The sequence below is a fragment of the Oricola sp. genome (genome assembly GCF_022763245.1).
GTDB lineage: Bacteria > Pseudomonadota > Alphaproteobacteria > Rhizobiales > Rhizobiaceae > Oricola.
Window position 1 is genome coordinate 51,333 of record NZ_JALEGV010000032.1, and the last position, 19,547, is coordinate 70,879.

Here is a 19,547-nt window from a genome sequence, read left to right on the forward strand (position 1 = left end):
GAGGAGGAGACCGCATGAGCAGGATCGCATTCATCGGGCTGGGCAACATGGGCATGCCGATGGCCGTCAATCTCAGGAAAGCCGGCCACGAGATCGACGCCTTCGACACCGTCCCTGCCGCACTGGAAACGGCGAAGATGGAGGGCATGGCGATCGCCGAAAGCGCCGCCGAAGCCGTGTCGGACGCCGAATTCATCATCACCATGCTGCCGAACGGGCCGATCGTGCTGAAAGTCTTTGATGAGATCGTGCCGGCGGCGAGAAAAGGCGCGGTCGTGATCGATTGTTCGACGATCGACGTCGACAGCGCGAAAAAGGCGCATGAAATGGCGAACGCGGCCGGCTTGCTGCCGCTCGACGCGCCGGTTTCCGGCGGCACAGGCGGCGCAGTGGCCGGTACGCTGACCTTCATGGTCGGCGGCTCCAAGGAGGCTTTCGACAAGGCGGCGCCAATCCTCGACATCATGGGCGGCAAGCTTGTCCATTGCGGTGACGGCGGGGCGGGCCAATCGGCCAAGATTTGCAACAACATGCTGCTGGCGATCTCGATGATCGGGGCCTGCGAGTCCTTCGCGCTCGCCGAAAAGCTCGGCCTGTCGGCGCAGGCGGCCTTCGACGTCATCTCCACGTCGTCGGGCTTCTGCTGGTCGGTCAATACGTACTGCCCGGTACCAGGCGTCGGACCGAAGAGCCCGGCGGACAATGATTACAAGCCCGGCTTCGCCGCCGAATTGATGCTCAAGGATCTCGGCCTGTCACAGCAAGCCGCCGAGGCATCCGGCCAGGCCACGCCGATGGGCGCTCACGCGAAGGACCTCTACGAAACGTTCCTTGCTGAAGGCGGCGCCGGCAAGGATTTCTCCGGCATCATCGAATTCCTGAAAACGGCATCGCGGAGCTGAGCCATGAACGATGTGATCACCTCCGTCGAAGACGGTGTCGGCATTATCACGATCAACCGTCCGAACGCTCTCAACGCCGTCAATCACGAGGTGATGGCGGGGCTCCTGGAAGCGGCGGAGGCATTTGACGCGGATGACGCGATCGGCTGTATCCTGATCACGGGCGAGGGCGACAAGGCGTTCGTCGCAGGCGCCGACATCAAGGAGATGGCCGACAAGTCTTACATGGACATGTTCATGGCCGACGTTCAGGCGGGGTGGGAGCGCTTCGCCGCCACGCGCAAGCCCATGGTCGCGGCCGTCAATGGCTTCGCGCTGGGCGGCGGGTGCGAAATCGCCATGATGTGCGACGTTGTCATCGCCTCCGAGAAGGCGAGGTTCGGCCAGCCGGAAATCAAGCTCGGCGTGATCCCGGGCTGGGGCGGAACGCAGAGGCTGGTCAAGGCTGTCGGCAAGGCGAAGGCGATGGACCTCATTCTCACCGGTCGGATGATGGATGCCGCGGAGGCCGAGAGCGCCGGGCTCGTTGCGCGGGTCGTGCCGCACGAGAAGCTGATGGGCGAGGCGCTGGAGGCCGCGAAGACGATCGCTTCCTATGGCCGCCCGTCGGTGCTGATCGCCAAGGAAGCGGTGAACAGGGCCTTCGAAACGTCGCTGGGAGAGGGCATCCGTTTCGAACGGCGGGTCTTCTATTCGCTGTTTGCGACCGAGGATCAGAAGGAAGGCATGGACGCCTTCGTCAACAAGCGCACGCCGAGCTTCAAGAACAAATGACCGCTCAAACGTGATCAGGCCTTCGCGATCATAGCCTCGATCTCGGCCCTGGTCGGCATGGAGGCGGCGGCGCCGGGACGGGTAACCGAAATCGCCGCGGCCGCACATCCCAAGCGGACGGCGTTGACCGGATCGGCACCTAGGGTGAGCGCCGCAGCGAAGCTGCCATTGAAACAGTCGCCAGCGCCGGTCGTATCATGGACAGGCCCTGCGCTGAAGGCAGGGACATGAACGGATTGGTCGCCGTCGTGAAAGAGCGCGCCATTCGCGCCCAACGTGATGATGGCGGCCTTCGATCCCAGACCCAGCAGTTTTTCGGCGGCGTGGCGGGCGTCGTCGATGGTGGTCACTGGGATGCCGGTCAGGCCTTCGGCTTCGGTTTCGTTCGGGGTGACGTAGTCGCACAGGGCGAGCATGTCGGTCGGCAGCTTTGCTGCGGGGGCCGGGTTGAGGATCGTCGTCACGCCGAAGTCGCGGGCGGTGCGCAGGCCGTGGAGGGCTGCGCTAAGTGGTTGTTCCAACTGGGTCATGAAGACGCCGGCGCCCCGAATTTCCTCTGACCAGCCGTCGATGTCGGCGGGCGAAATCTCGTTGGCGGCGCCGGGGCAGACGATGATGGCATTGTCGCCGGACGCTTCCTGCACGAAGATGCCGGCGGCGCCGGTGTAGCTCTTATCGTCCTGAATCACGACCGGAGTGACGCCTGCGTCCTGCCAGGTCTTGAAGGCCATGTCGGCGAACGTGTCGAAGCCGAGCCGGGTCAGGAACCGCGCCTGGCCTCCGGCAAGCGCCGCGGCGACCGCCTGATTCGATCCCTTTCCGCCGGGCCCCAGCGCGAAGCCGCTGCCGATCAGCGTCTCACCCGTCCTTGGGGGGCGGGGGGTTCGGAAGGTGGCGTCGGCGACGAATATGCCCAGGATGACGATCGGGCCGGTCATGGAATCCCCCTGTTTTCCGGGTTTGCGCGGTCAAGCCTTGTCGCGCCTCGGGGCGGGCGCGTCAATCGGTGCGGCGAGGTTGTCGTCGAACTGCCGCCGCGCGCGAAATTTCTTCTTTGGGCGGGCCGGCTTTCGTGATTTGTTGCAGTGCGAAAAACGAGATGCATGCAACACGGAGTCGACGACCAATGCGCCTATGGATCAAAAATCCGCTCGCCATCCTGGCAGAAGGCGCCGGCGGCGGGATCGTCGTCGAAGACAGCCGGATCGTCGAACTCGTGGCGGCCGGAAAGGAGCCCGCGCAGCCGGTCGATTCCGTGTTCGACGCCAGCCGGCACGCGATCCTGCCCGGCCTGATCAACACGCATCATCACTTCTTCCAGACGCTGAGCCGGGCACACCCGAAGGCCTACAACAAGGAACTGTTCCCCTGGCTCGTCGCGCTCTACCCGATCTGGGGCCGGCTCAACCGCGACATGTTCCGCGTCGGCGCAAGGCTCGCGATGGCCGAATTGCTGCTGTCGGGCTGCACGACGGCGATGGACCACAATTACATGGTCTTCAAGGGGCTCGAAGACGCCACCGACATCGAGGTGGAAGAGGCGAAGGCGCTCGGCCTGCGCGCGACCATCACCCGCGGCTCGCTGTCCCTGTCGCAGAAGGACGGCGCGGTGCCGCCCGACCATATCGTCCAGGACGAGGACACGATTCTCGCCGACAGCGAGCGCGTGCTGCAGACCTATCACGACACCTCCGACGGGGCGATGACGCAGATCGCGCTGGCGCCCTGCGCGCCGTTCAACGTCTCGCGCGAGGTGATGCGCCACAGCGCCGACCTGGCCGACAGATACGACTGCCAGCTGCACACCCACCTCGCCGAGACGGAAGACGAGGAAGAGTTCTGCAAGGCGACGTTCGGCTATCGGCCGATCGACTGGCTGGAGGACTGCAACTGGCTGCAGCCGCGCGTCTGGCTGGCGCATGGCATCCATTTCACCGCCGAGGATTGCTCGAAGCTCGGACATCACGGCGTCGGCGTCTGCCACTGCGCGACCTCGAATGCGGTGCTCGCCTCCGGCTTCTGCCCGACGCTGGACCTGGAAGCCGCCGGCAGCCCCGTCGGCCTCGGCGTGGACGGGTCGGCTTCCAATGACGGCTCCAACCTCATGGAGGAGGTGCGCCACGCGCTGATGGTCAACCGGCTGGGCTACAAGTCGGCCGACCGCGTGACCCATCGCGACGCGCTGCGCTGGGCGACGAAGGGGTCGGCGCGGTGCCTCGGACGCGACGACATCGGCGAGATCGCCGTCGGCAAGCAGGCGGACCTGGCGATGTTCACGCTCGACGAGATGCGCTTTTCCGGCAATCACGATCCGATCGCGGCGCTGGTCCATTGCGGCGCCACGCGGGCCGACCGGGTGATGGTCGCTGGCGAGTGGCGGGTGATCGACGGCGCAATCCCCGGCCTCGACGTCGCGGCGCTGATCGCCGAGCACTCCAAGGCGGCGCGCATATTCGACTGAGGCGCGCGCTTCGGCTGATTGTCGCCGTAAGCCGGCTCCGGCCGCACCCGGATCGGATTCCGTGCCGATCCGGCCGATCTCCAAATTGTATGCCAAATGCCTTTTTCCGTCTAAATTTTAGGCAGACTTCGGATTCTGGTCAGGAAATGTTCAAGCGTAGGCGTGCCGGCAGTACCGACGCGCGGGACGCTTTCGCCGGCCGGCGTCGAAAGTCATAGCGATATCAATGTTTTGAAATCCGGCCTCGCGCGGCCCGGAGTCTGGCACATCGTTTGCTTCGCCTGTTTCAGGAGGCGCGTCCAACGGCGCCGTCCGAAGGGAAAGCCAAAACAGGAGCCGGATATGTCAATTCACGGGGTTTCAAGACGTACATTGCTGAAGGCGGGCGCGGCCGGCCTCGCTTCCACGGCGCTGCCGCTCGGCGCCATCCGTTCCGCGCAGGCGGCCGGCGTCACCGTCGGTGCCGTCTATGTCGGTCCGCGCGACGATTTCGGATGGAACCAGGCGCATGCCGTCGCCATGGAAATCCTCAAGGGCGTCGACAATGTCACCGTCATCGAGGAAGAGAACGTTCCGGAGACGGACGCTGTCGCCAAGTCCATGGAGTCGATGATCAACCTGGACGGCGCCAACCTGATCCTCGCCACGTCGTTCGGCTACTACAAGCCCTTCGTTCTCGACCTGGCCGCCAAATATCCGGACGTCCAGTTCCGTCACGCGGCGCCGCTGTGGAATGCGGACACGGACCCGAAGAACGCCGGCAGCTATTTCTGCTACCTGAACCAGGCACACTATGTGGACGGCGTCGCCGCCGGCCTTTCCACGACCACGAACAAGATCGGTTTCGTCGCCGCCAAGCCGATCCCGTCCGTCCTGTCGAACATCAACTCGGTGCTTCTGGGCGCGCGCAGCGTCAATCCGGACGCGACGGTGCAGGTGATCTTCACCGGTGAGTGGTCGATGCCGGTTCGCGAGGCCGAGGCCGCCAACGCGCTCGCCGACGCGGGCTGCGACGTGCTGACCTGTCACGTGGACGGCCCGAAGGTGGTGATCGAGACCGCCGAAACCCGTGGCGTGAAGAGCTGCGGCCACAACGCCTCCCAGGCGCCGCTCGCGCCGAAGGGCTTCATCACCGGCGCGGAATACAAGTGGGAAACCATCTACACGATGTATGCCGAGAAGCTCGCCGCGGGCGAGGAACTGCCGAACTTCGTGGCCGGCGGCTACCACAACGACATGGTGCGCAACACGCCGTTCGGCGCCGGTGCGACGCCGGAAGCGATCGCTGCCGCCGAGGCCGCCATCGAGGGGCTTAAGGCCGAGAAGCCGATCTATGTCGGTCCGCTCAAGGACAACAAGGGCAATGTCGTCATCGACAAGACCTACGACAATTACGATCCGGTCCTCGACGGCATGAACTACCTGCTGGAAGGCGTTTCCGGCTCGATCACCTGATCGGAACATGCGTTGCGGGGCGGCTTCGGCCGCCCCTTCCCATCCCCTTTCCGGCGGCAGGCAGATGACGGCTGTTACGACAGATACTCCGGTTCGTTTGACCGACAGCACGAAATTTCGCGCATGGGCGGAGGCGGTTGCCATTCCGGTCGGCGCGCTCGTCGTTTCGGCGCTGATCTTCTCGATATTCCTGATCTTTCTCGGCAAGTCGCCGGTCGACTATTTCCAGCTGCTCTGGAAGGGCGGGTTCGGAACCTCGTTCTCGATCCAGAACACGCTGCAGCGCGCCGCGCCGCTGATCCTGTGCGGCCTGGCCTTCGCCATTCCGGCGCAGATCGGCCTGACGATGATCGGCGCCGAGGGCGCGCTGGTGCTTGGCGGTTTCTCCGCCGCCGCGATCGCCATTCCGCTGGTCACCGGCGGGGTGCCGGTGGTGCTCACCATGCCGCTCATGGCCATCGCGGCGATGATCGCGGGCGGGGCCTGGATCGCCATCGTGGGGTGGCTTCGCCATGCGCGGGGCGTGAACGAGACCATCTCGTCGCTGCTGATGACCTATATCGCCATCGCCATCATGAACTTCTTCGTCGAGGGCCTGCTGCGCGATCCCGGCTCCGCCAACAAGCCGTCGACCATGCCGATCGGCAAGGACTACATGGTCGGCACGATCCCCGGGACGGATGTCCACTGGGGCCTGCTCGCCGGCCTGATCCTGGCGGTCGTGCTGCAATTGCTGATGAACCGGACGACTTTCGGTTTCGCGGCCCGCGTTACGGGCGGCAATGCCCGCGCCGCGCTGGCGCAGGGCCTGCCCGTCGGCCGGCTGGTGGTGGCCTGCACCGCGATCGCCGGCGCCTGCGCCGGGCTTGCCGGCTATTTCGAGGTGGCCGCCATTCACGGCCAGGCCAACGCCTCGCTGGTGGCCGGCTACGGCTTCACCGGCATCCTGATTTCCTTCCTCGCCCGCCACAACCCGATCGTGGTCGTGCCCGTCGCCGTGATGTTCGGCGCGATCGCCGCGTCGGGCGGGCTGATCCAGCGCCGCATGGACATGCCGGACGCCACCGCGCTGGTGCTGCAGGGCATCATCTTCGTGGTGCTGCTGACCAGTGAAACCCTCTATGGGCGCTTTGCCATCTTCCAGCAGAAAGCAGGGGCGGACCGGACATGAGCGACGGAATTCTGGCCACCATCCTGATCTCCATGCTCGGAGGCGCAATCCGCGTGTCGACGCCCTTCATGTTCGTCGCGCTGGGCGAAACGCTGACGGAGAAATCCGGCCGCATCAATCTGGGCCTGGAAGGCAATCTCGTGCTGGGCGCGATGGTCGCCTATGCGGTGTCCTACCACACGGGCACGCCATGGCTCGGCGTTCTGGCCGCCGGCGTCTCCGGCGTGTTCCTGGGATCGATGCACGGCGTCATCTGTTCGCTTCCGCGGGTCAACGACATCGCGGTCGGCATCGCCATGATGTCGTTCGGCACCGGCGTCGCCTTCTTCTTCGGCAAGCCCTACATCCAGCCGTCCGCGCCGCGTCTCGAGGCGCTGCCGCTGGGGTCCTGGAGCGACAGCCCCGGACTGCGCCAGGCGCTCGACATCAACCCGCTCTTCTTCGTCGGCATCGTCGTCGCCATCGTGATGTGGTGGGCCTTCGCCAATTCGCGCTGGGGCCTGATCGTGCGGATGACAGGCGATTCCGAACCGGCGGCGCGCGCGATGGGCGTGCAGCCCCACCGGGTGCGCATCGCCTCGACGGCGATCGGCGGGTTTCTCGCCGGGGTCGGCGGCGCGTTCCTGTCGCTGTCCTATCCGGGAAGCTGGAACGAGGGGCTGTCCTCCGGCCAGGGCCTGATGGCCGTGGCGCTGGTGATCTTCGCGCGCTGGAACCCGCTGCGCTGCATCGTCGCCGCGCTGCTGTTCGGAGCCGCCGGCGCGATCGGTCCGGCCTTGCAGTCCGTCGGCATCAGCCAGGGCTACTACTTCTTCAACGCCGCTCCCTACATCCTGACGCTTTTCATCATGATCGCCTCGGCGCGGTCCTCGTCTTCGGCGCGCGAGGCGCCGGGCGAATTGTCGATCACGAAATAGGGGAACCCGGACGATGAGCGCTCTCGGCGGATTGAACAAGACACCCAACGGCGTGGTGATCGGGCTGGTGCAGCTGCAGCTTCCGGTGGTGGAGACCCCGGAGGACCTGGCCGCGCAGACGGAAAAGATCGTCTCCATGGTCGGCAAGGCGCGCCGCAACATGTCGACCATGGATCTCGTCGTGTTCCCCGAATACGCCCTGCACGGGCTGTCGATGGACATCAATCCGGCGATCATGTGTTCGATGGACGGGCCGGAGGTCGCGGCCTTCAAGAAAGCCTGCAAGGACAACGCGATCTGGGGCTGCTTCTCCATCATGGAGTACAATCCCGGCGGCATGCCCTACAATTCGGGTCTCGTGATCGACGACAAGGGCGAGCTGCAGCTCTATTACCGCAAGCTGCATCCCTGGGTGCCGGTCGAGCCGTGGGAGCCGGGCGATCTCGGCATCCCGGTGATCGACGGGCCGAAGGGCTGCAAGCTGGCGCTGATCATCTGCCATGACGGCATGTTCCCCGAAATGGCGCGCGAATGCGCCTACAAGGGAGCGGAGATCATGCTGCGGACCGCCGGCTACACGGCGCCGATCCGCGAGAGCTGGCGTTTCACCAACCAGGCGAACGCCTTCCAGAACCTGATGGTGACGGCAAATGTCTGCATGTGCGGCTCCGACGGCACGTTCGATTCCATGGGCGAGGGGATGATCGTCAATTTCGACGGCACGGTGATCGCGCATGGCACGACGGGCCGCGCCGACGAGATCATCACCGCCGAAGTGCGGCCGGACCTCGTGCGCGAGGCGCGCAAGCACTGGTCGGTGGAAAACAACATCTATCAGCTGGGGCACCGCGGATACGTCGCGGTGAAGGGCGGGGCGCAGGACTGCCCCTACACCTTCATGCAGGACATGGTGGCCGGCACCTACAGGCTGCCGTGGGAAGACGAGGTGGTCCACACCGACGGAACCTCCTGCGGCTTTGCCGAGCCGGACCGCCTCTACGGCGAAAAGGCGCGCGAGGCGGCGGAGTAGGGCCATGGACAAGCTCGGCGACGAACGGATCGAGGCGGCGCTGGTCGCCCATGCGCGGACGGTGGACGCGGATCCCTATCCCTGGCCGTTCGACGGCGACCTGCGGCCGGAGAACACCGCCATCGTGGTGATCGACATGCAGACCGATTTCTGCGCGCCGGGCGGCTACGTGGATTCGATGGGCTACGACCTGTCGCTGACGCGAGCGCCGATCGAGCCGATCGCGGCGCTGCTGGAGGGCGTGCGGGCGAAGGGCTTCACCGTCATCCACACCCGCGAGGGCCACAAGCCGGACCTCTCCGACCTGCCGGCCAACAAGCGCTGGCGGTCGCAGCGCATCGGCGCGGGCATCGGCGACCAGGGGCCGTGCGGGCGCATCCTGGTGCGCGGCGAGCCCGGCTGGGAGATCATCCCGGAACTGCAGCCGGTCGCCGGCGAGCCGATCATCGACAAGCCGGGCAAGGGCTCGTTCCTGGCGACGGATTTCGATCTGGTTCTGCAGACCAGGGGCATCCGAAATATCGTCCTGACCGGCGTGACGACCGACGTCTGCGTGCACACGACGATGCGCGACGCCAACGATCGCGGCTACGAGTGCCTGCTCCTCTCCGACTGCACGGCGGCGACCAAGCTGGAGAACCACCTGGCGGCGCTCGACATGATCAAGATGCAGGGCGGCGTGTTCGGCGCGGTCGCGACCAGCACGCAATTCCTCGAAACCGTGGAGACGATCTGATGGATAGCGCTGTCCTGACCCCCGAGGCGCCGGCGAAGGCGAAGCGCGCCATCGGCATCGAGACGGTCGGCATGACGAAGATCTTCGGCTCGCTGGTGGCGCTCGACGACGTGTCGATCAAGGTGGAGCCGGGCGAGTTCCACGCGCTTCTCGGCGAGAACGGGGCGGGCAAGTCGACGCTGGTCAAATGCATCATGGGGTTCTACCAGCCGACCCACGGGCAGTTGCTGATCAACGGCCAGGAGACGCCGATCCGCCATCCGCAGGACGCGCGCGCCGCCGGCATCGGCATGGTCTATCAGCACTTCACGCTGGTGCCCTGCCTGACGGCGGCGGAGAACATGGTGATCTCCAGGGCCGACGTGCCCAACGTCATCGACTGGAAGAAGGAAATCGCCGAACTCGACGCCTTCATGGACCGCATGCCGTTCCGCGTGCCGCTGACCGAACCGGTGGCGAGCCTGTCCGCCGGCGAGAAGCAGAAGCTGGAAATCCTCAAGCAGCTCTATCTCGATCAGCATTTCCTGATCCTGGACGAGCCGACCTCGGTGCTGACGCCGGGCGAGGCCGACGAGGTGCTGGGCCTCCTGCACGACATGGCGCGCGCGGGCGACATCACGGTGCTGATGATCACACACAAGTTCCGCGAGGTGACGGCGTTCACCGACAACGTCACCGTGCTGCGACGCGGCAAGTCCGTCGGCAGCGGCAAGGTGGGGCAATTGTCGACGGCCGAGATGTCGACGATGATGATCGGCGACGCCGAAATCCGCGAGAGCGCGGCGCGCACGGCCGATGTGAGCAGCGACGTCGAACTCGAACTGGCCGGCATCGTCGTCAAGGACGAGGAAGGCCTGCCGACGGTCAACGGCGTCAACCTGAAGATCGGCGGCGGCGAGATCGTCGGCATCGCCGGGGTTTCCGGCAACGGCCAGTCCGAACTGGTCGAGGCGCTGTCGGGCCAGCGGCCGATCCAGGACGGGGGCGTGTTCATCAACGGCAAGCAGTTCGACTGCTCGCGTGGCGATTACGACACGTTCAAGGTGTTCGGCCTTCCCGAGGAGCCGCTGCGCAACGCCGCGGTCCGGCGTATGAGCGTGGCCGAGAACATCGCGTTTCGCACCTTCGACAAGGCGCCGGAGGCCAATCTGGGGTGGTGGCTGAAGCCGAACGCGATGAAGAACCGCGCCGCCGGGCTGATCGAGCGCTACCGCGTCAAGACGCCATCGACGGACACGCCCATCGAGAACCTGTCGGGCGGCAACGTGCAGCGCGCGATCCTGGCGCGCGAACTGTCGCACGACGTCAAGGTGCTGATCGTCGCCAATCCCTGCTTCGGTCTGGATTTCGCTTCCGTTGCCGAAATTCGCGCGCAGATCATCGACCAGCGCAACAATGGCGCGGCGGTGCTGCTCGTCTCGGAGGATCTCGACGAGATCCTGGAACTGTCGGACCGCGTCGCGGTAATGTCGGAGGGCAAGATCACCTATGTCTCGCCCATCGGGGAGACCGACCGCAACACGATCGGCACCTACATGGCGGGACACTGAGATGATCAGCGTCAAGGCAAGGCCCTATGACTACACGCTCGATCCCGGCAAGACCGCCCTGGTGGTGATCGACATGCAGCGCGATTTCATCGAGCCGGGCGGCTTCGGCGACGCGCTCGGCAATGACGTCTCGCGGCTCCTGGCGATCATTCCGGACACGGCGGCTCTGATCGGGCTGTTCCGCGCGCGCGGCTGGCCGATCGTGCATACGCGCGAGGCGCATCGCGCCGATCTCTCCGACTGTCCGCCGTCGAAGATCCGGCGCGGAAGCGCTTCGGTGCGTATCGGGGAGGAGGGGCCGATGGGGCGCCTGCTGGTGACCGGCGAACCGGGCAACCAGATCGTCGCCGACCTGGCGCCAAAGGACGGCGAGATCGTGATCGACAAGCCGGGCAAGGGCATGTTCTGGGCGACCGGGCTGCATGAAAGGCTGCAGGATCTCGGCATCACTCATCTCGTCTTCGCGGGCGTCACGACCGAGGTTTGCGTGCAGACCTCGATGCGCGAGGCCAATGATCGCGGCTATGAGTGCCTGCTGATCGAGGAAGCGACGGAAAGCTATTTCTCGGAGTTCAAGGCGTCCACCATCGAGATGATCGTCGCGCAGGGCGGCATCGTCGGATGGGTCGGCAAGCTGGGCGATCTCGACGCCGCGCTGGCCGGGGCGGAGGAGACGGCATGAGCGACGACACGTTCGATGTCGAGGCGATGATCGATGCGATGGCCGCCTTTCTCGACCTGCCCGTGGAAGAGTCCTACCGGCCCGGCATCGCCGGCCACCTGACGGTCGCGCGCGCCATCGCCGCCGACGTCCTGTCTTTCGACACGTCCGACGAGGCGGAACCGGCGCCGGTGTTCCGCACATGATAGCCATCACTGACATGACCGGCGCGCAGATCGCGGCGGCCGTCAAGGGCGGACGCCTGACCGCGCGCGCGGTCGCGGAGGCCTTCCTGGCGCGCACCGAAGCGCTGAACCCGCATCTGGGCGCATTCACCGCGATCACCACGGACCGGGCCCTGGGCAAGGCCGACGCCGTCGATGCGCAGATCGCCGCCGGTGGCGATCCGGGGCCGCTCGCCGGCGTGCCTTTCGCGGTCAAGAACCTGTTCGACGTGAAGGGCATTTCGACGCTCGCCGGCTCGAAGATCAACCGGGATCTGCCGCCGGCCGATGAAGACGCGGCGCTGGTGGAACGCATGGAAGCGGCGGGCGCTGTCCTCACAGGCGCGCTCAATATGGGTGAATATGCCTATGATTTCACGGGACAAAACGCCCATGACGGACCGTCGCGCAATCCGCATGATCCAGATTACATGTCCGGCGGGTCGTCGGGCGGTTCGGGCACGGCCACGGCGGCCGGCATGGTTCCGATCACGCTTGGCTCAGACACCAACGGCTCCATCCGGGTGCCCTCGTCGCTGTGCGGTCTGTTCGGCCTGAAGCCGACCTATGGCCGGCTGTCGCGCGCCCGGACCTTTCCCTTCGTCGCCAGCCTCGATCACCTTGGACCGATCGCCCGGTCGGTGAGCGATCTGGCGCTCGCCTATGACGCGATGCAGGGGCCGGACACGGAAGATCCCGCCTGCACCGATCGTACGCCGGAACCGGTGGCGGCGAACCTAGAGGCCGGCGCGGACAGCGTGCGTGTCGCGCGTGCGGGCGGCTATTTCGCGCAGGGCGCGCTTCCGGAGGCTTTCGAGGCCGTGGCGCGCATCGCGCAGGCGGTCGGATCGGACGAAACCGTCGACATACCCGACGCCAAGGCGGCGCGGGGCGCGGCCTATCTGATCACCATGTCGGAAGGTGCGTCGCTGCATCTCGACCGGCTGAAGACGCGGCATGCCGATTATGACCCGGACGTGCGCGACCGGCTGATCGCCGGGGCGATGATCCCCGGAGCGTGGGTCACGAAGGCGCAGAAGCTGCGCCGCATCTATCGCGAGAAGATGCTGAAGCTGTTCGAGACGGTGGATGTCATCCTCGCGCCGGCCACGCCCTGCCGGGCGCCGCGGATCGGCCAGCAGACCATGGTGCTGGACGGGGTGGAAATGCCCGTTCGTCCCAATCTCGGCCTGTTCACGCAGCCGATTTCCTTCATCGGCCTGCCCGTCGTCACGGTGCCGGTCTGGACCGACGGAGAGGCGCTGCCGATCGGCGTGCAACTGATCGCCGCGCCATGGCGCGAGGATCTCGCGCTGCGCCTGGCGCATCAACTGGAGAAGGCCGGCGTCGTTGCAGCGCCGGTCGCGAACATCACAGGACACTGACATGGAAAAACAGGGACGCTGGGCTGGTCGCAACAGCGACAAGGACGCGGTGCGCTCGGAGGTCTGGGGCGGACTGGAGCAGGGCGGCATGAACATGGGCCCGACATGGAGCCACATCCCCAACTTCATCGGCGCGGACATGGCGGCCTGGCACCTGGCGCAGACGGACGCCTGGAAACGGGCCAAGACGGTCAAGTGCAATCCCGATCCGCCGCAGATCCCGATCCGGCTGCGTGCGCTCTACGAGGGCAAGATGCTGTATGCGCCGGTGCCTTACCTGACGAAGGATTTCCCCTATCTGCGGATCGACCCGAAGAAGCTGATCGAGAAGGGCGTGTCCTTCGAACTGGCGGCGACGTCGGAAGGTTACATGATGCATGGCGAGCGCATCGGCTTCGAGGATGTCGAGCCGATCGATTTCGCCATTGTCGGCTCGGTGGCGGTGAGTCGCGAGGGCGGCCGCACCGGCAAGGGCGCGGGTTTCGCCGATCTCGAGACCGGCATCTTCCGCGAATTGGGCACGATAGGGCCGGACACGCCGATGGCGACGTCGGTGCATTCCTCGCAGCTGGTCGACAATGCGCGCGTCTTCATGCTGGCCCATGATTCGCCGCTCGATTTCGTCGCGACCGAGAAGGAGCTCATCGTCACCGGCAACACCCAGCCGCGGCCGAAGGGCGTCGCCTGGGATTTCGTGCAGGAAGACCAGTTCGAGACGATCCCGTTTCTGAAGGCGTTGCGCGACCGGATGCTCGCGCGGAAGGCGGGTTGAGGCGATGGTGATCAACGATCCCGCCACGCTGGCAGAGGTGACCGCGGTCTTCGACCGCTACGAGAAGGCGCTGGTCGGCAATGACGTCGCCACGCTGGACGAACTGTTCTGGCAGGACGAGCGGACGATCCGCTATGGCGGCGGCGAGAACCTCTACGGGGTCTCGGAGATCCTCGCCTTTCGCAAGGGGCGTCCGTCCGCGGGGCTGGAGCGCGACCTGGAGCGCACGGTGATCACGACGTTCGGCACGGACTTCGCCACCGCTTCGACGCTGTTCCGCCGTGAGAGCGCGACGGGCAAGATCGGCCGGCAGATGCAAAGCTGGGCGCGGATGGAAGACGGCTGGCGCGTCGTCGCAGCGCATGTTTCGATCATTGACGAGCCGGCGTGATTGGTATCGTTGTGCTCCATGGACGCGCTCGCATCACCACCGCAGACATCCGTGGAATCCGTCAGGCTGGAGGTTGCGCGGCGGATCGTGAGCGGCGACCTGCTGCCCGGCACGCCGCTGGACGAGCGGCAGCTGGCGGCTGATTTCGGCGTGTCGCGCACGCCGGTGCGCGAGGCGTTGCGGGTGCTGGCCTCGTCCGGCCTCGTTGAATTGCGGGCGCATCGCAAGGCGATCGTGACGCAACCGGACCAGAGCGTCCTTTCCGGCATCTTCATCGTCATGGGCCACCTGGAATCGCTGTGCGCCGGCTTCTCGGCGGCGGCGATGACGCCGGTGCAGCGGCGTGCGCTCGAGGCGTTGCACGATGACATGGCGGAGATGGTGCGCGAGGGCGAGACCGCCGCCTACACCCATGCCAACGAGGCGTTCCACAACGCGATCTACGAAGGCACGCAGAACGCCTATCTGGCGGAGATCACGCTGAACACCCGCATCCGGCTGCAGCCCTTCCGGCGCGCGCAGTTTCACCAGCTCGGGCGCCTGCAGGCGTCTCACGCCGAGCATACGCTCGTCGTCGAAGCGATCCTGCGTGCGGACCGGCCCGCGGCCGAAGCCGCGATGCGCGATCATATCGGCCTCGTCGAAGAGGCCTGGCATGTCTTCGCGGGCGACGCTCAGGATGCGCCGTCGGCTATGAACGCCCGCCAGGAGCCGTAGGACGAGATATCGCGGGCGGTCTTGACCGCTTCGGCCTCGACCAGGAAGCCCTTCGCCGACGATCCGTCCTCCAATGCCAGCGTGCCGATGCCAAGCGGGGCGGGGATGTTCGCGACGAAGGTGCCGAAGGCCTCCGGCGAAAGCGCCCAGAGTTCTATCGCGATCGTCTCGCCCGTGCCCGCCTCGACGCGCAGCAGGCCCGGCTTGGGCGGCACGGTGCCGTCCAGCGCATAGAGCCGGTAGTCCGCGGTGGTGGTGAGGGCGCGCAGGAAGACCGCGTTGCGATCGGTCAGTTCGTGGTTGAGCGGCATGCCGGAGAGATGCGCGCCGACGACCGCCAGCGTGATCGAGCCTTCCGGCGCGGCCGGGACGGCCTCGGGCCGTGCGCCGGCCTCCAGCGCCGCGGCGTAGCCGGCAAGGCGGGCGTCGCTGCCGGCGGGGCCGATCAGCGTCAGGCTGGAGGGCAGGCCGTCCGCGCGGGTGCCGACCGGCACGGAGATCGCCGCCAGGTCGAGCAGGTTCACGAAATTGGTGTAGGTGCCGAGATTGGAGTTGAGCTGGACCGGATCCGCCTCGACCTCGGCCACGGTGTAGACGGCCGGGACCGTCGGCGCGGCGAGGCAATCCAGGCCGGCGAGCGTCGGCTGGACGGCGCGTTTCAGGGTTTGAAGCTTGTAGATGGCGTCGAAAGTGTCGACTGCTGTGATGCCGTCCGCGCCGCCGATGATCTTGCGGGTGACGGGATGCAGCACGTCCGGCCGGGTTTCGATGATCTCGCGGATCGCATGGTAGCGCTCGGCGACCCAGGGGCCCTCGTAGAGCAGGCGGGCGACGGCGTGGAGCGGCTCGAAGTCGATCTCGCGGATGATCGCGCCGAGGCCGGCCAGCGTTTCGAGATCGGCCTCGAAGGCTGCCTGCGATTTGGCATCGCCGAAGAACTGCCGTTGTTCGGGAAGCGGAACGCCGACCGTGAAGTGCGGCGGAAGCGGCAGGACGCCGGCGGACGGCAGGGTGCGTGACATGAAATCGGCCGCGTCATAGCCTTGCGCGACCGCCGTGGCTTCGGCCGCGTCGGCGACGGTCGGGGCGAAGACGGAGATGGTGTCGAGGGTGCGGCAGGCGGGGACCATGCCGGTCGCCGACAGGAGGCCGACACTGGGCTTCAGCCCGACGATGCCGTTCATGCCGGCGGGAATGCGTCCGGAACCGGCGGTGTCGGTTCCGAGCGAGAAGGCGGCCGCGCCGATGGCCACCGCGACGGCCGAGCCGGACGACGAGCCTCCCGGAATGAGCGCCGGATCGAGCGCGTTCTTCGGCACGCCATAGGGCGAGCGCACGCCGACGAGGCCGGTGGCGAACTGGTCGAGATTGGTCTTGCCGATGCAGATCGCGCCGGCTTCCTCCAGTCGCGCCACGGTGAAGGCCGATGTCTCGACGTCGTGGGCGAAATCCGGGCAGGCGGCCGTCGTCGGCATGCCGGCGACATCGATATTGTCCTTGACCGCAAAGGGCAGGCCGAAGAGCGGCTTGCCCTCCGGTCCCGCCGCGTCGAGCGCGGCGGCCTCGGCGAGCGCCGCTTCCTCGTCTTTCAAGGCGATGAAGATCGCCGGATCGTTTGCCGCGCGGATCGCGTCATAGGCCTGGCGAACGGCTTCGACCGCCGAAAGGCTGCGCCACCAGGAAAAGGGCCTGCCATTTGATCGCACAGAAAACTCCTTCAGATTAAAAAATAGGCAGACATACACAAATTGTATGCCAAATGTGAGTGTAGCGGGTTCGAGGAAAAGTCAGCAAGATGTGTGCCAGCCGCAATGGCGGGATCTTGCGCGGTCGGGCGGCACTGTCGCGCATGTCGGCACGGTGTTTGCATGGCGCAAGGCGATCACCAGGAGCCCGACAATGTCCGACCGTTACCCACTCGCCGACCACGGGCGCTACGACTTCGATCCGATCGTCGGCCGCCCGGATTTCTCATGGCCGGAGGGCAAGCGGCTCGCGGTCTATATCGGCATGAACCTGGAATGCTTTGCGTTCGGCGAGGGGCTGGGGGCGGAACTGAGCCCCGGCGGGCCGCAGCCGGACATCCTCAATTTCGCCTGGCGCGACTATGGCAATCGCGTCGGCGTCTGGCGGATGATCGAGCTGTTCGACCGCCTCGGCCTGCCATGCACGGCGCTGGTCAATTCGCACATGTACGCCATGGCGCCGCAGGTGGTCGCGGCGTTCAGGGAGCGCGGCGACGAGATCGCCGGGCACGGGCGCAGCAATGCGGAGCGGCAGAGCGTGCTGGAGGAGGCGGACGAGGCGCGGCTCATCGGCGAGGCGACCGAGGCGATCATCCGTCACGAGGGCGTGCCGCCGAAGGGTTGGCTCGGGCCGTGGATCGCGCAGAGCCGGGTGACGCCGGATCTGCTCGACGAAGCGGGCTACGACTACCTGCTGGACTGGTGTCACGACGACCAGCCGGTCTGGATGAGGACGCGCAAAGGGCGAATCCTTTCCGTGCCTTATCCGCAAGACCTCAACGACATTCCCCAGATCGTCGGGCGCAAGCGCGAGGGGCGCGAATTCGGGGAGATGATCGAGGACGCCTTCGCGGTGATGCTGGCGGAAAGCGAGCGGCGGCCGCTGGTGATGGGGATCGCCCTGCACGCCTATCTGATGGGTCAGCCGCATCGGTTCCGGCATCTGGAAACGGCGCTCGGCCGCATTCGCGCGCAGGGCGGCGACCGCGTCTGGTGGACGACCGCCGGCGCGATCAACGATCACTATCGCGGGCTTGGCCTGTGAGGCCGATCACCCGTTGGCGGGGTGAAGCGCGTTGTAGCGGTAGGGACGGTGCTCCGTGACGACGCCGGTCGTCCGCATGAAGCGTTCCAGATGCGGCAGCAAGGCGTTGACCATCTCCCAGTCGCGCTCCTCCTTCGGGGTTTCCGGGGCCGAAAGGATGTCGGCTATCTCCCGCATGACGGCGTCGCGGTCGATGCCGGTGACGCGCCCGTCGGCGACGACCTTGCGGCCGGCGACGAAGACCTGGTCGATGGCGGATTTCGTGGCGCGGTGCAGGATCGTCTCGGTGAGCGGCGTGCGCGGCGAGACGAAGGGGCGCTCGATGTCGGCGCGCCGCATCAGCACGATGTCGGCCTGGAGGCCGGGGTCCAGCCGTCCCGTCACGCCGCCGAAGCCGGTCGAGCGTGCGCCGTTCTCGGTCGCCATCGCGAGCACGGCCGCGGCGTCCGGGCGGTCGTTGAAAAGGCCCGTCTCGCGGTGGAGCGCCCAGACGAGCTTCATCTCCACCGTCATGTCGCGGTCGTCGGCGATGTTGGACTGGTCGATGCCGAGCGCGACGGGAATGCCGCGGGCGCGCATGCGGTTGACGGGGGCGATGCCGCTGCCGAGGCGCAGGCCGGAGCTCGCATTGTGGCAGGCGATGCAGCCGCAATCGCCGAGCCGGTCGAGATCGTCTTCCGTCGCCCAGTTGGCGTGGCCGAGCGTCAGTTCCGGCCCGAGGCAGCCGAGCGCGGCGAGATGCTCGATGGCGGTGTGGCCGTGACGGGTTTCGGCGAAACGCGCCTGCCTCTCGGTTTCCAGCAGGTGCATGTGGATGCTGGCGCCGTGCTTGCGGGCGGTCTCGAAGATCAGCTGCAGGCTCTCGTCGCTGCACCAGTGCAGATTGGCGGGTGCAAGGCTCATGCGTATGCGGTCGTCGCCTGCGTGGCGGGTGCGCATGGCTTCGAAGAAATCCATGTAGTCGCGGGTGGGAACCGAGGCGGGAGCAAGCTGCGGCGCGATCCAGTCACGGAGATCGGCCGGCAGGGCGTCGAGCACCCTGGCGTCGTCCTCGTAGGAGAGGACGTTGCGGTCGCGCATCATGAAGGAATAGGACACCCGCATGCCGATCTCGCCATAGGCGCCGAGGATCGCCCCGGTCGTCGCGGCCCAGTCGTCGGGCGTGCCGACGAGGCCGCTCTGGATGTTGTGGACGGTCGTGGTGCCGCTTTCGAGCATCTCGATCGCCGAATAGAGCGTGTCGAGACGCGGGCCGACGCCGCGCATGGCGCGGAAGCGCGGCAGCCAGAATTCGAGCGGAGCGAAGGGAACGCCGGCCATCAGCGGCGTTATGCCGAAATGATGGTGGCCGTTGACGAAGCCGGGCAGGGCGATCATCCCGTCGTCGCCGTGGACGGGCAGCGAGGGGTGGCGGCGGACAAGCTCATCGGCCGGGCCGATTTCGGCGATAAGGCCGCCCCTGACCAGAATGGCCGCATCCGACAGTCCGTTGGGCGGATCGTCTTGACGGAACCCCGTCAGCACAGTGCCGGCCCGGATCAGGCATTCATGCCCGTCGCTCGGGTGTTGCGTCGTGGGGGTCGAAACCATGGATTTGTTCTCTCCTTGTCC

At 66.4% G+C, this 19,547-nt stretch carries 19 protein-coding genes; 16 read left to right on the forward strand and 3 right to left on the reverse strand.

Features of this window, described 5'->3' with window-relative positions:
• The first annotated feature begins 14 nt into the window (after positions 1 to 14).
• Both mmsB and MRY80_RS14000 read left to right on the forward strand, forming a co-directional pair.
• On the forward strand, positions 15 to 902 hold the full coding sequence (gene mmsB, locus MRY80_RS13995) for a 3-hydroxyisobutyrate dehydrogenase (RefSeq protein WP_293291644.1): 888 nt from the start codon (positions 15 to 17) through the stop codon (positions 900 to 902).
• Between the two features lie 3 nt (positions 903 to 905).
• A complete protein-coding gene (locus tag MRY80_RS14000) occupies positions 906 to 1,676 on the forward strand; it encodes an enoyl-CoA hydratase (protein WP_293291645.1) in 771 nt (256 codons plus the stop codon).
• 14 nt (positions 1,677 to 1,690) lie between these two features.
• Here the strand turns inward: MRY80_RS14000 and rbsK are convergent, their stop codons facing one another.
• On the reverse strand, positions 1,691 to 2,614 hold the full coding sequence (gene rbsK / locus MRY80_RS14005; RefSeq protein WP_293291646.1) for a ribokinase: 924 nt from the start codon (positions 2,612 to 2,614) through the stop codon (positions 1,691 to 1,693).
• Positions 2,615 to 2,802: 188 nt separating this feature from the next.
• Here rbsK and MRY80_RS14010 point away from each other — a divergent pair, with 188 nt between their 5' ends.
• The 13 genes from MRY80_RS14010 to MRY80_RS14070 all read left to right on the forward strand — a co-directional run bounded on the left by MRY80_RS14010 (position 2,803) and on the right by MRY80_RS14070 (position 15,146).
• A complete protein-coding gene (locus MRY80_RS14010) occupies positions 2,803 to 4,137 on the forward strand; it encodes an 8-oxoguanine deaminase (RefSeq protein WP_293291647.1) in 1,335 nt (444 codons plus the stop codon).
• A 342-nt stretch (positions 4,138 to 4,479) separates the two neighbouring features.
• Positions 4,480 to 5,592 (forward strand): BMP family ABC transporter substrate-binding protein, encoded by a 1,113-nt coding sequence (locus MRY80_RS14015; protein ID WP_293291648.1) that lies wholly within the window; start codon positions 4,480 to 4,482, stop codon positions 5,590 to 5,592.
• A gap of 97 nt (positions 5,593 to 5,689) precedes the next feature.
• On the forward strand, positions 5,690 to 6,763 hold the full coding sequence (locus MRY80_RS14020; protein WP_293291649.1) for an ABC transporter permease: 1,074 nt from the start codon (positions 5,690 to 5,692) through the stop codon (positions 6,761 to 6,763).
• Positions 6,760 to 7,680 carry an ABC transporter permease gene (locus MRY80_RS14025; RefSeq protein ID WP_293291650.1) on the forward strand — a complete coding sequence of 307 codons (921 nt, stop codon included), beginning with the start codon at positions 6,760 to 6,762 and terminating at the stop codon, positions 7,678 to 7,680. Before MRY80_RS14020 ends, MRY80_RS14025 begins: the two co-directional genes overlap by 4 nt.
• Positions 7,681 to 7,693: 13 nt before the next feature.
• Positions 7,694 to 8,710: a formamidase gene (locus tag MRY80_RS14030; protein WP_293291651.1), complete on the forward strand. Its 1,017-nt coding sequence runs from the start codon at positions 7,694 to 7,696 to the stop codon at positions 8,708 to 8,710.
• Between the two features lie 4 nt (positions 8,711 to 8,714).
• Complete coding sequence (locus MRY80_RS14035) at positions 8,715 to 9,446, forward strand: isochorismatase family cysteine hydrolase (protein WP_293291652.1); 732 nt, start codon at positions 8,715 to 8,717, stop codon at positions 9,444 to 9,446.
• A complete protein-coding gene (locus MRY80_RS14040; protein WP_293291653.1) occupies positions 9,446 to 10,996 on the forward strand; it encodes an ABC transporter ATP-binding protein in 1,551 nt (516 codons plus the stop codon). Before MRY80_RS14035 ends, MRY80_RS14040 begins: the two co-directional genes overlap by 1 nt.
• Position 10,997: 1 nt before the next feature.
• On the forward strand, positions 10,998 to 11,678 hold the full coding sequence (locus tag MRY80_RS14045; RefSeq protein WP_293291654.1) for an isochorismatase family cysteine hydrolase: 681 nt from the start codon (positions 10,998 to 11,000) through the stop codon (positions 11,676 to 11,678).
• Complete coding sequence (locus MRY80_RS14050; RefSeq protein ID WP_293291655.1) at positions 11,675 to 11,863, forward strand: DUF4089 domain-containing protein; 189 nt, start codon at positions 11,675 to 11,677, stop codon at positions 11,861 to 11,863. Before MRY80_RS14045 ends, MRY80_RS14050 begins: the two co-directional genes overlap by 4 nt.
• Positions 11,860 to 13,266: an AtzE family amidohydrolase gene (locus MRY80_RS14055; protein ID WP_293291656.1), complete on the forward strand. Its 1,407-nt coding sequence runs from the start codon at positions 11,860 to 11,862 to the stop codon at positions 13,264 to 13,266. The genes MRY80_RS14050 and MRY80_RS14055 overlap by 4 nt, the downstream gene beginning before the upstream one ends.
• A 1-nt stretch (position 13,267) precedes the next feature.
• Entirely contained in the window at positions 13,268 to 14,038 is a 771-nt protein-coding gene (locus MRY80_RS14060; RefSeq protein WP_293291657.1) for a 5-formyltetrahydrofolate cyclo-ligase, read from the forward strand.
• Between the two features lie 4 nt (positions 14,039 to 14,042).
• Positions 14,043 to 14,429, forward strand: a complete 387-nt coding sequence (gene hpxZ, locus MRY80_RS14065) for an oxalurate catabolism protein HpxZ (protein WP_293291658.1) — start codon at positions 14,043 to 14,045, stop codon at positions 14,427 to 14,429.
• A gap of 51 nt (positions 14,430 to 14,480) precedes the next feature.
• Positions 14,481 to 15,146, forward strand: coding sequence for a GntR family transcriptional regulator (locus tag MRY80_RS14070; RefSeq protein WP_293291659.1), 666 nt, complete (start codon positions 14,481 to 14,483; stop codon positions 15,144 to 15,146).
• On the opposite strand, the gene atzF is transcribed toward MRY80_RS14070, so the two are convergent.
• Entirely contained in the window at positions 15,104 to 16,852 is a 1,749-nt protein-coding gene (gene atzF, locus MRY80_RS14075) for an allophanate hydrolase (RefSeq protein ID WP_293291660.1), read from the reverse strand. The genes MRY80_RS14070 and atzF overlap by 43 nt on opposite strands.
• 193 nt (positions 16,853 to 17,045) lie before the next feature.
• On the opposite strand from atzF, the gene MRY80_RS14080 reads away from it, so the two are divergent.
• Positions 17,046 to 17,936, forward strand: a complete 891-nt coding sequence (locus MRY80_RS14080; protein WP_293291661.1) for a polysaccharide deacetylase family protein — start codon at positions 17,046 to 17,048, stop codon at positions 17,934 to 17,936.
• Between the two features lie 6 nt (positions 17,937 to 17,942).
• Here MRY80_RS14080 and MRY80_RS14085 read toward each other — a convergent pair whose 3' ends face one another.
• Entirely contained in the window at positions 17,943 to 19,526 is a 1,584-nt protein-coding gene (locus tag MRY80_RS14085) for an amidohydrolase family protein (protein ID WP_293291662.1), read from the reverse strand.
• Positions 19,527 to 19,547: the final 21 nt, after the last annotated feature.

Excerpts from the sequence above, each read along its gene's own strand:
- mmsB (WP_293291644.1), top strand. The coding sequence starts at position 15 with ATGAGCAGGATCGCATTCATCGGGCTGGGCAACATGGGCATGCCGATG.
- MRY80_RS14000 (WP_293291645.1), top strand. The coding sequence starts at position 906 with ATGAACGATGTGATCACCTCCGTCGAAGACGGTGTCGGCATTATCACG.
- rbsK (WP_293291646.1), bottom strand. The coding sequence starts at position 2,614 with ATGACCGGCCCGATCGTCATCCTGGGCATATTCGTCGCCGACGCCACC.
- MRY80_RS14010 (WP_293291647.1), top strand. The coding sequence starts at position 2,803 with ATGCGCCTATGGATCAAAAATCCGCTCGCCATCCTGGCAGAAGGCGCC.
- MRY80_RS14015 (WP_293291648.1), top strand. The coding sequence starts at position 4,480 with ATGTCAATTCACGGGGTTTCAAGACGTACATTGCTGAAGGCGGGCGCG.
- MRY80_RS14025 (WP_293291650.1), top strand. The coding sequence starts at position 6,760 with ATGAGCGACGGAATTCTGGCCACCATCCTGATCTCCATGCTCGGAGGC.
- MRY80_RS14030 (WP_293291651.1), top strand. The coding sequence starts at position 7,694 with ATGAGCGCTCTCGGCGGATTGAACAAGACACCCAACGGCGTGGTGATC.
- MRY80_RS14035 (WP_293291652.1), top strand. The coding sequence starts at position 8,715 with ATGGACAAGCTCGGCGACGAACGGATCGAGGCGGCGCTGGTCGCCCAT.
- MRY80_RS14040 (WP_293291653.1), top strand. The coding sequence starts at position 9,446 with ATGGATAGCGCTGTCCTGACCCCCGAGGCGCCGGCGAAGGCGAAGCGC.
- MRY80_RS14045 (WP_293291654.1), top strand. The coding sequence starts at position 10,998 with ATGATCAGCGTCAAGGCAAGGCCCTATGACTACACGCTCGATCCCGGC.
- MRY80_RS14050 (WP_293291655.1), top strand. The coding sequence starts at position 11,675 with ATGAGCGACGACACGTTCGATGTCGAGGCGATGATCGATGCGATGGCC.
- MRY80_RS14055 (WP_293291656.1), top strand. The coding sequence starts at position 11,860 with ATGATAGCCATCACTGACATGACCGGCGCGCAGATCGCGGCGGCCGTC.
- MRY80_RS14060 (WP_293291657.1), top strand. The coding sequence starts at position 13,268 with ATGGAAAAACAGGGACGCTGGGCTGGTCGCAACAGCGACAAGGACGCG.
- hpxZ (WP_293291658.1), top strand. The coding sequence starts at position 14,043 with ATGGTGATCAACGATCCCGCCACGCTGGCAGAGGTGACCGCGGTCTTC.
- MRY80_RS14080 (WP_293291661.1), top strand. The coding sequence starts at position 17,046 with ATGTCCGACCGTTACCCACTCGCCGACCACGGGCGCTACGACTTCGAT.
- MRY80_RS14085 (WP_293291662.1), bottom strand. The coding sequence starts at position 19,526 with ATGGTTTCGACCCCCACGACGCAACACCCGAGCGACGGGCATGAATGC.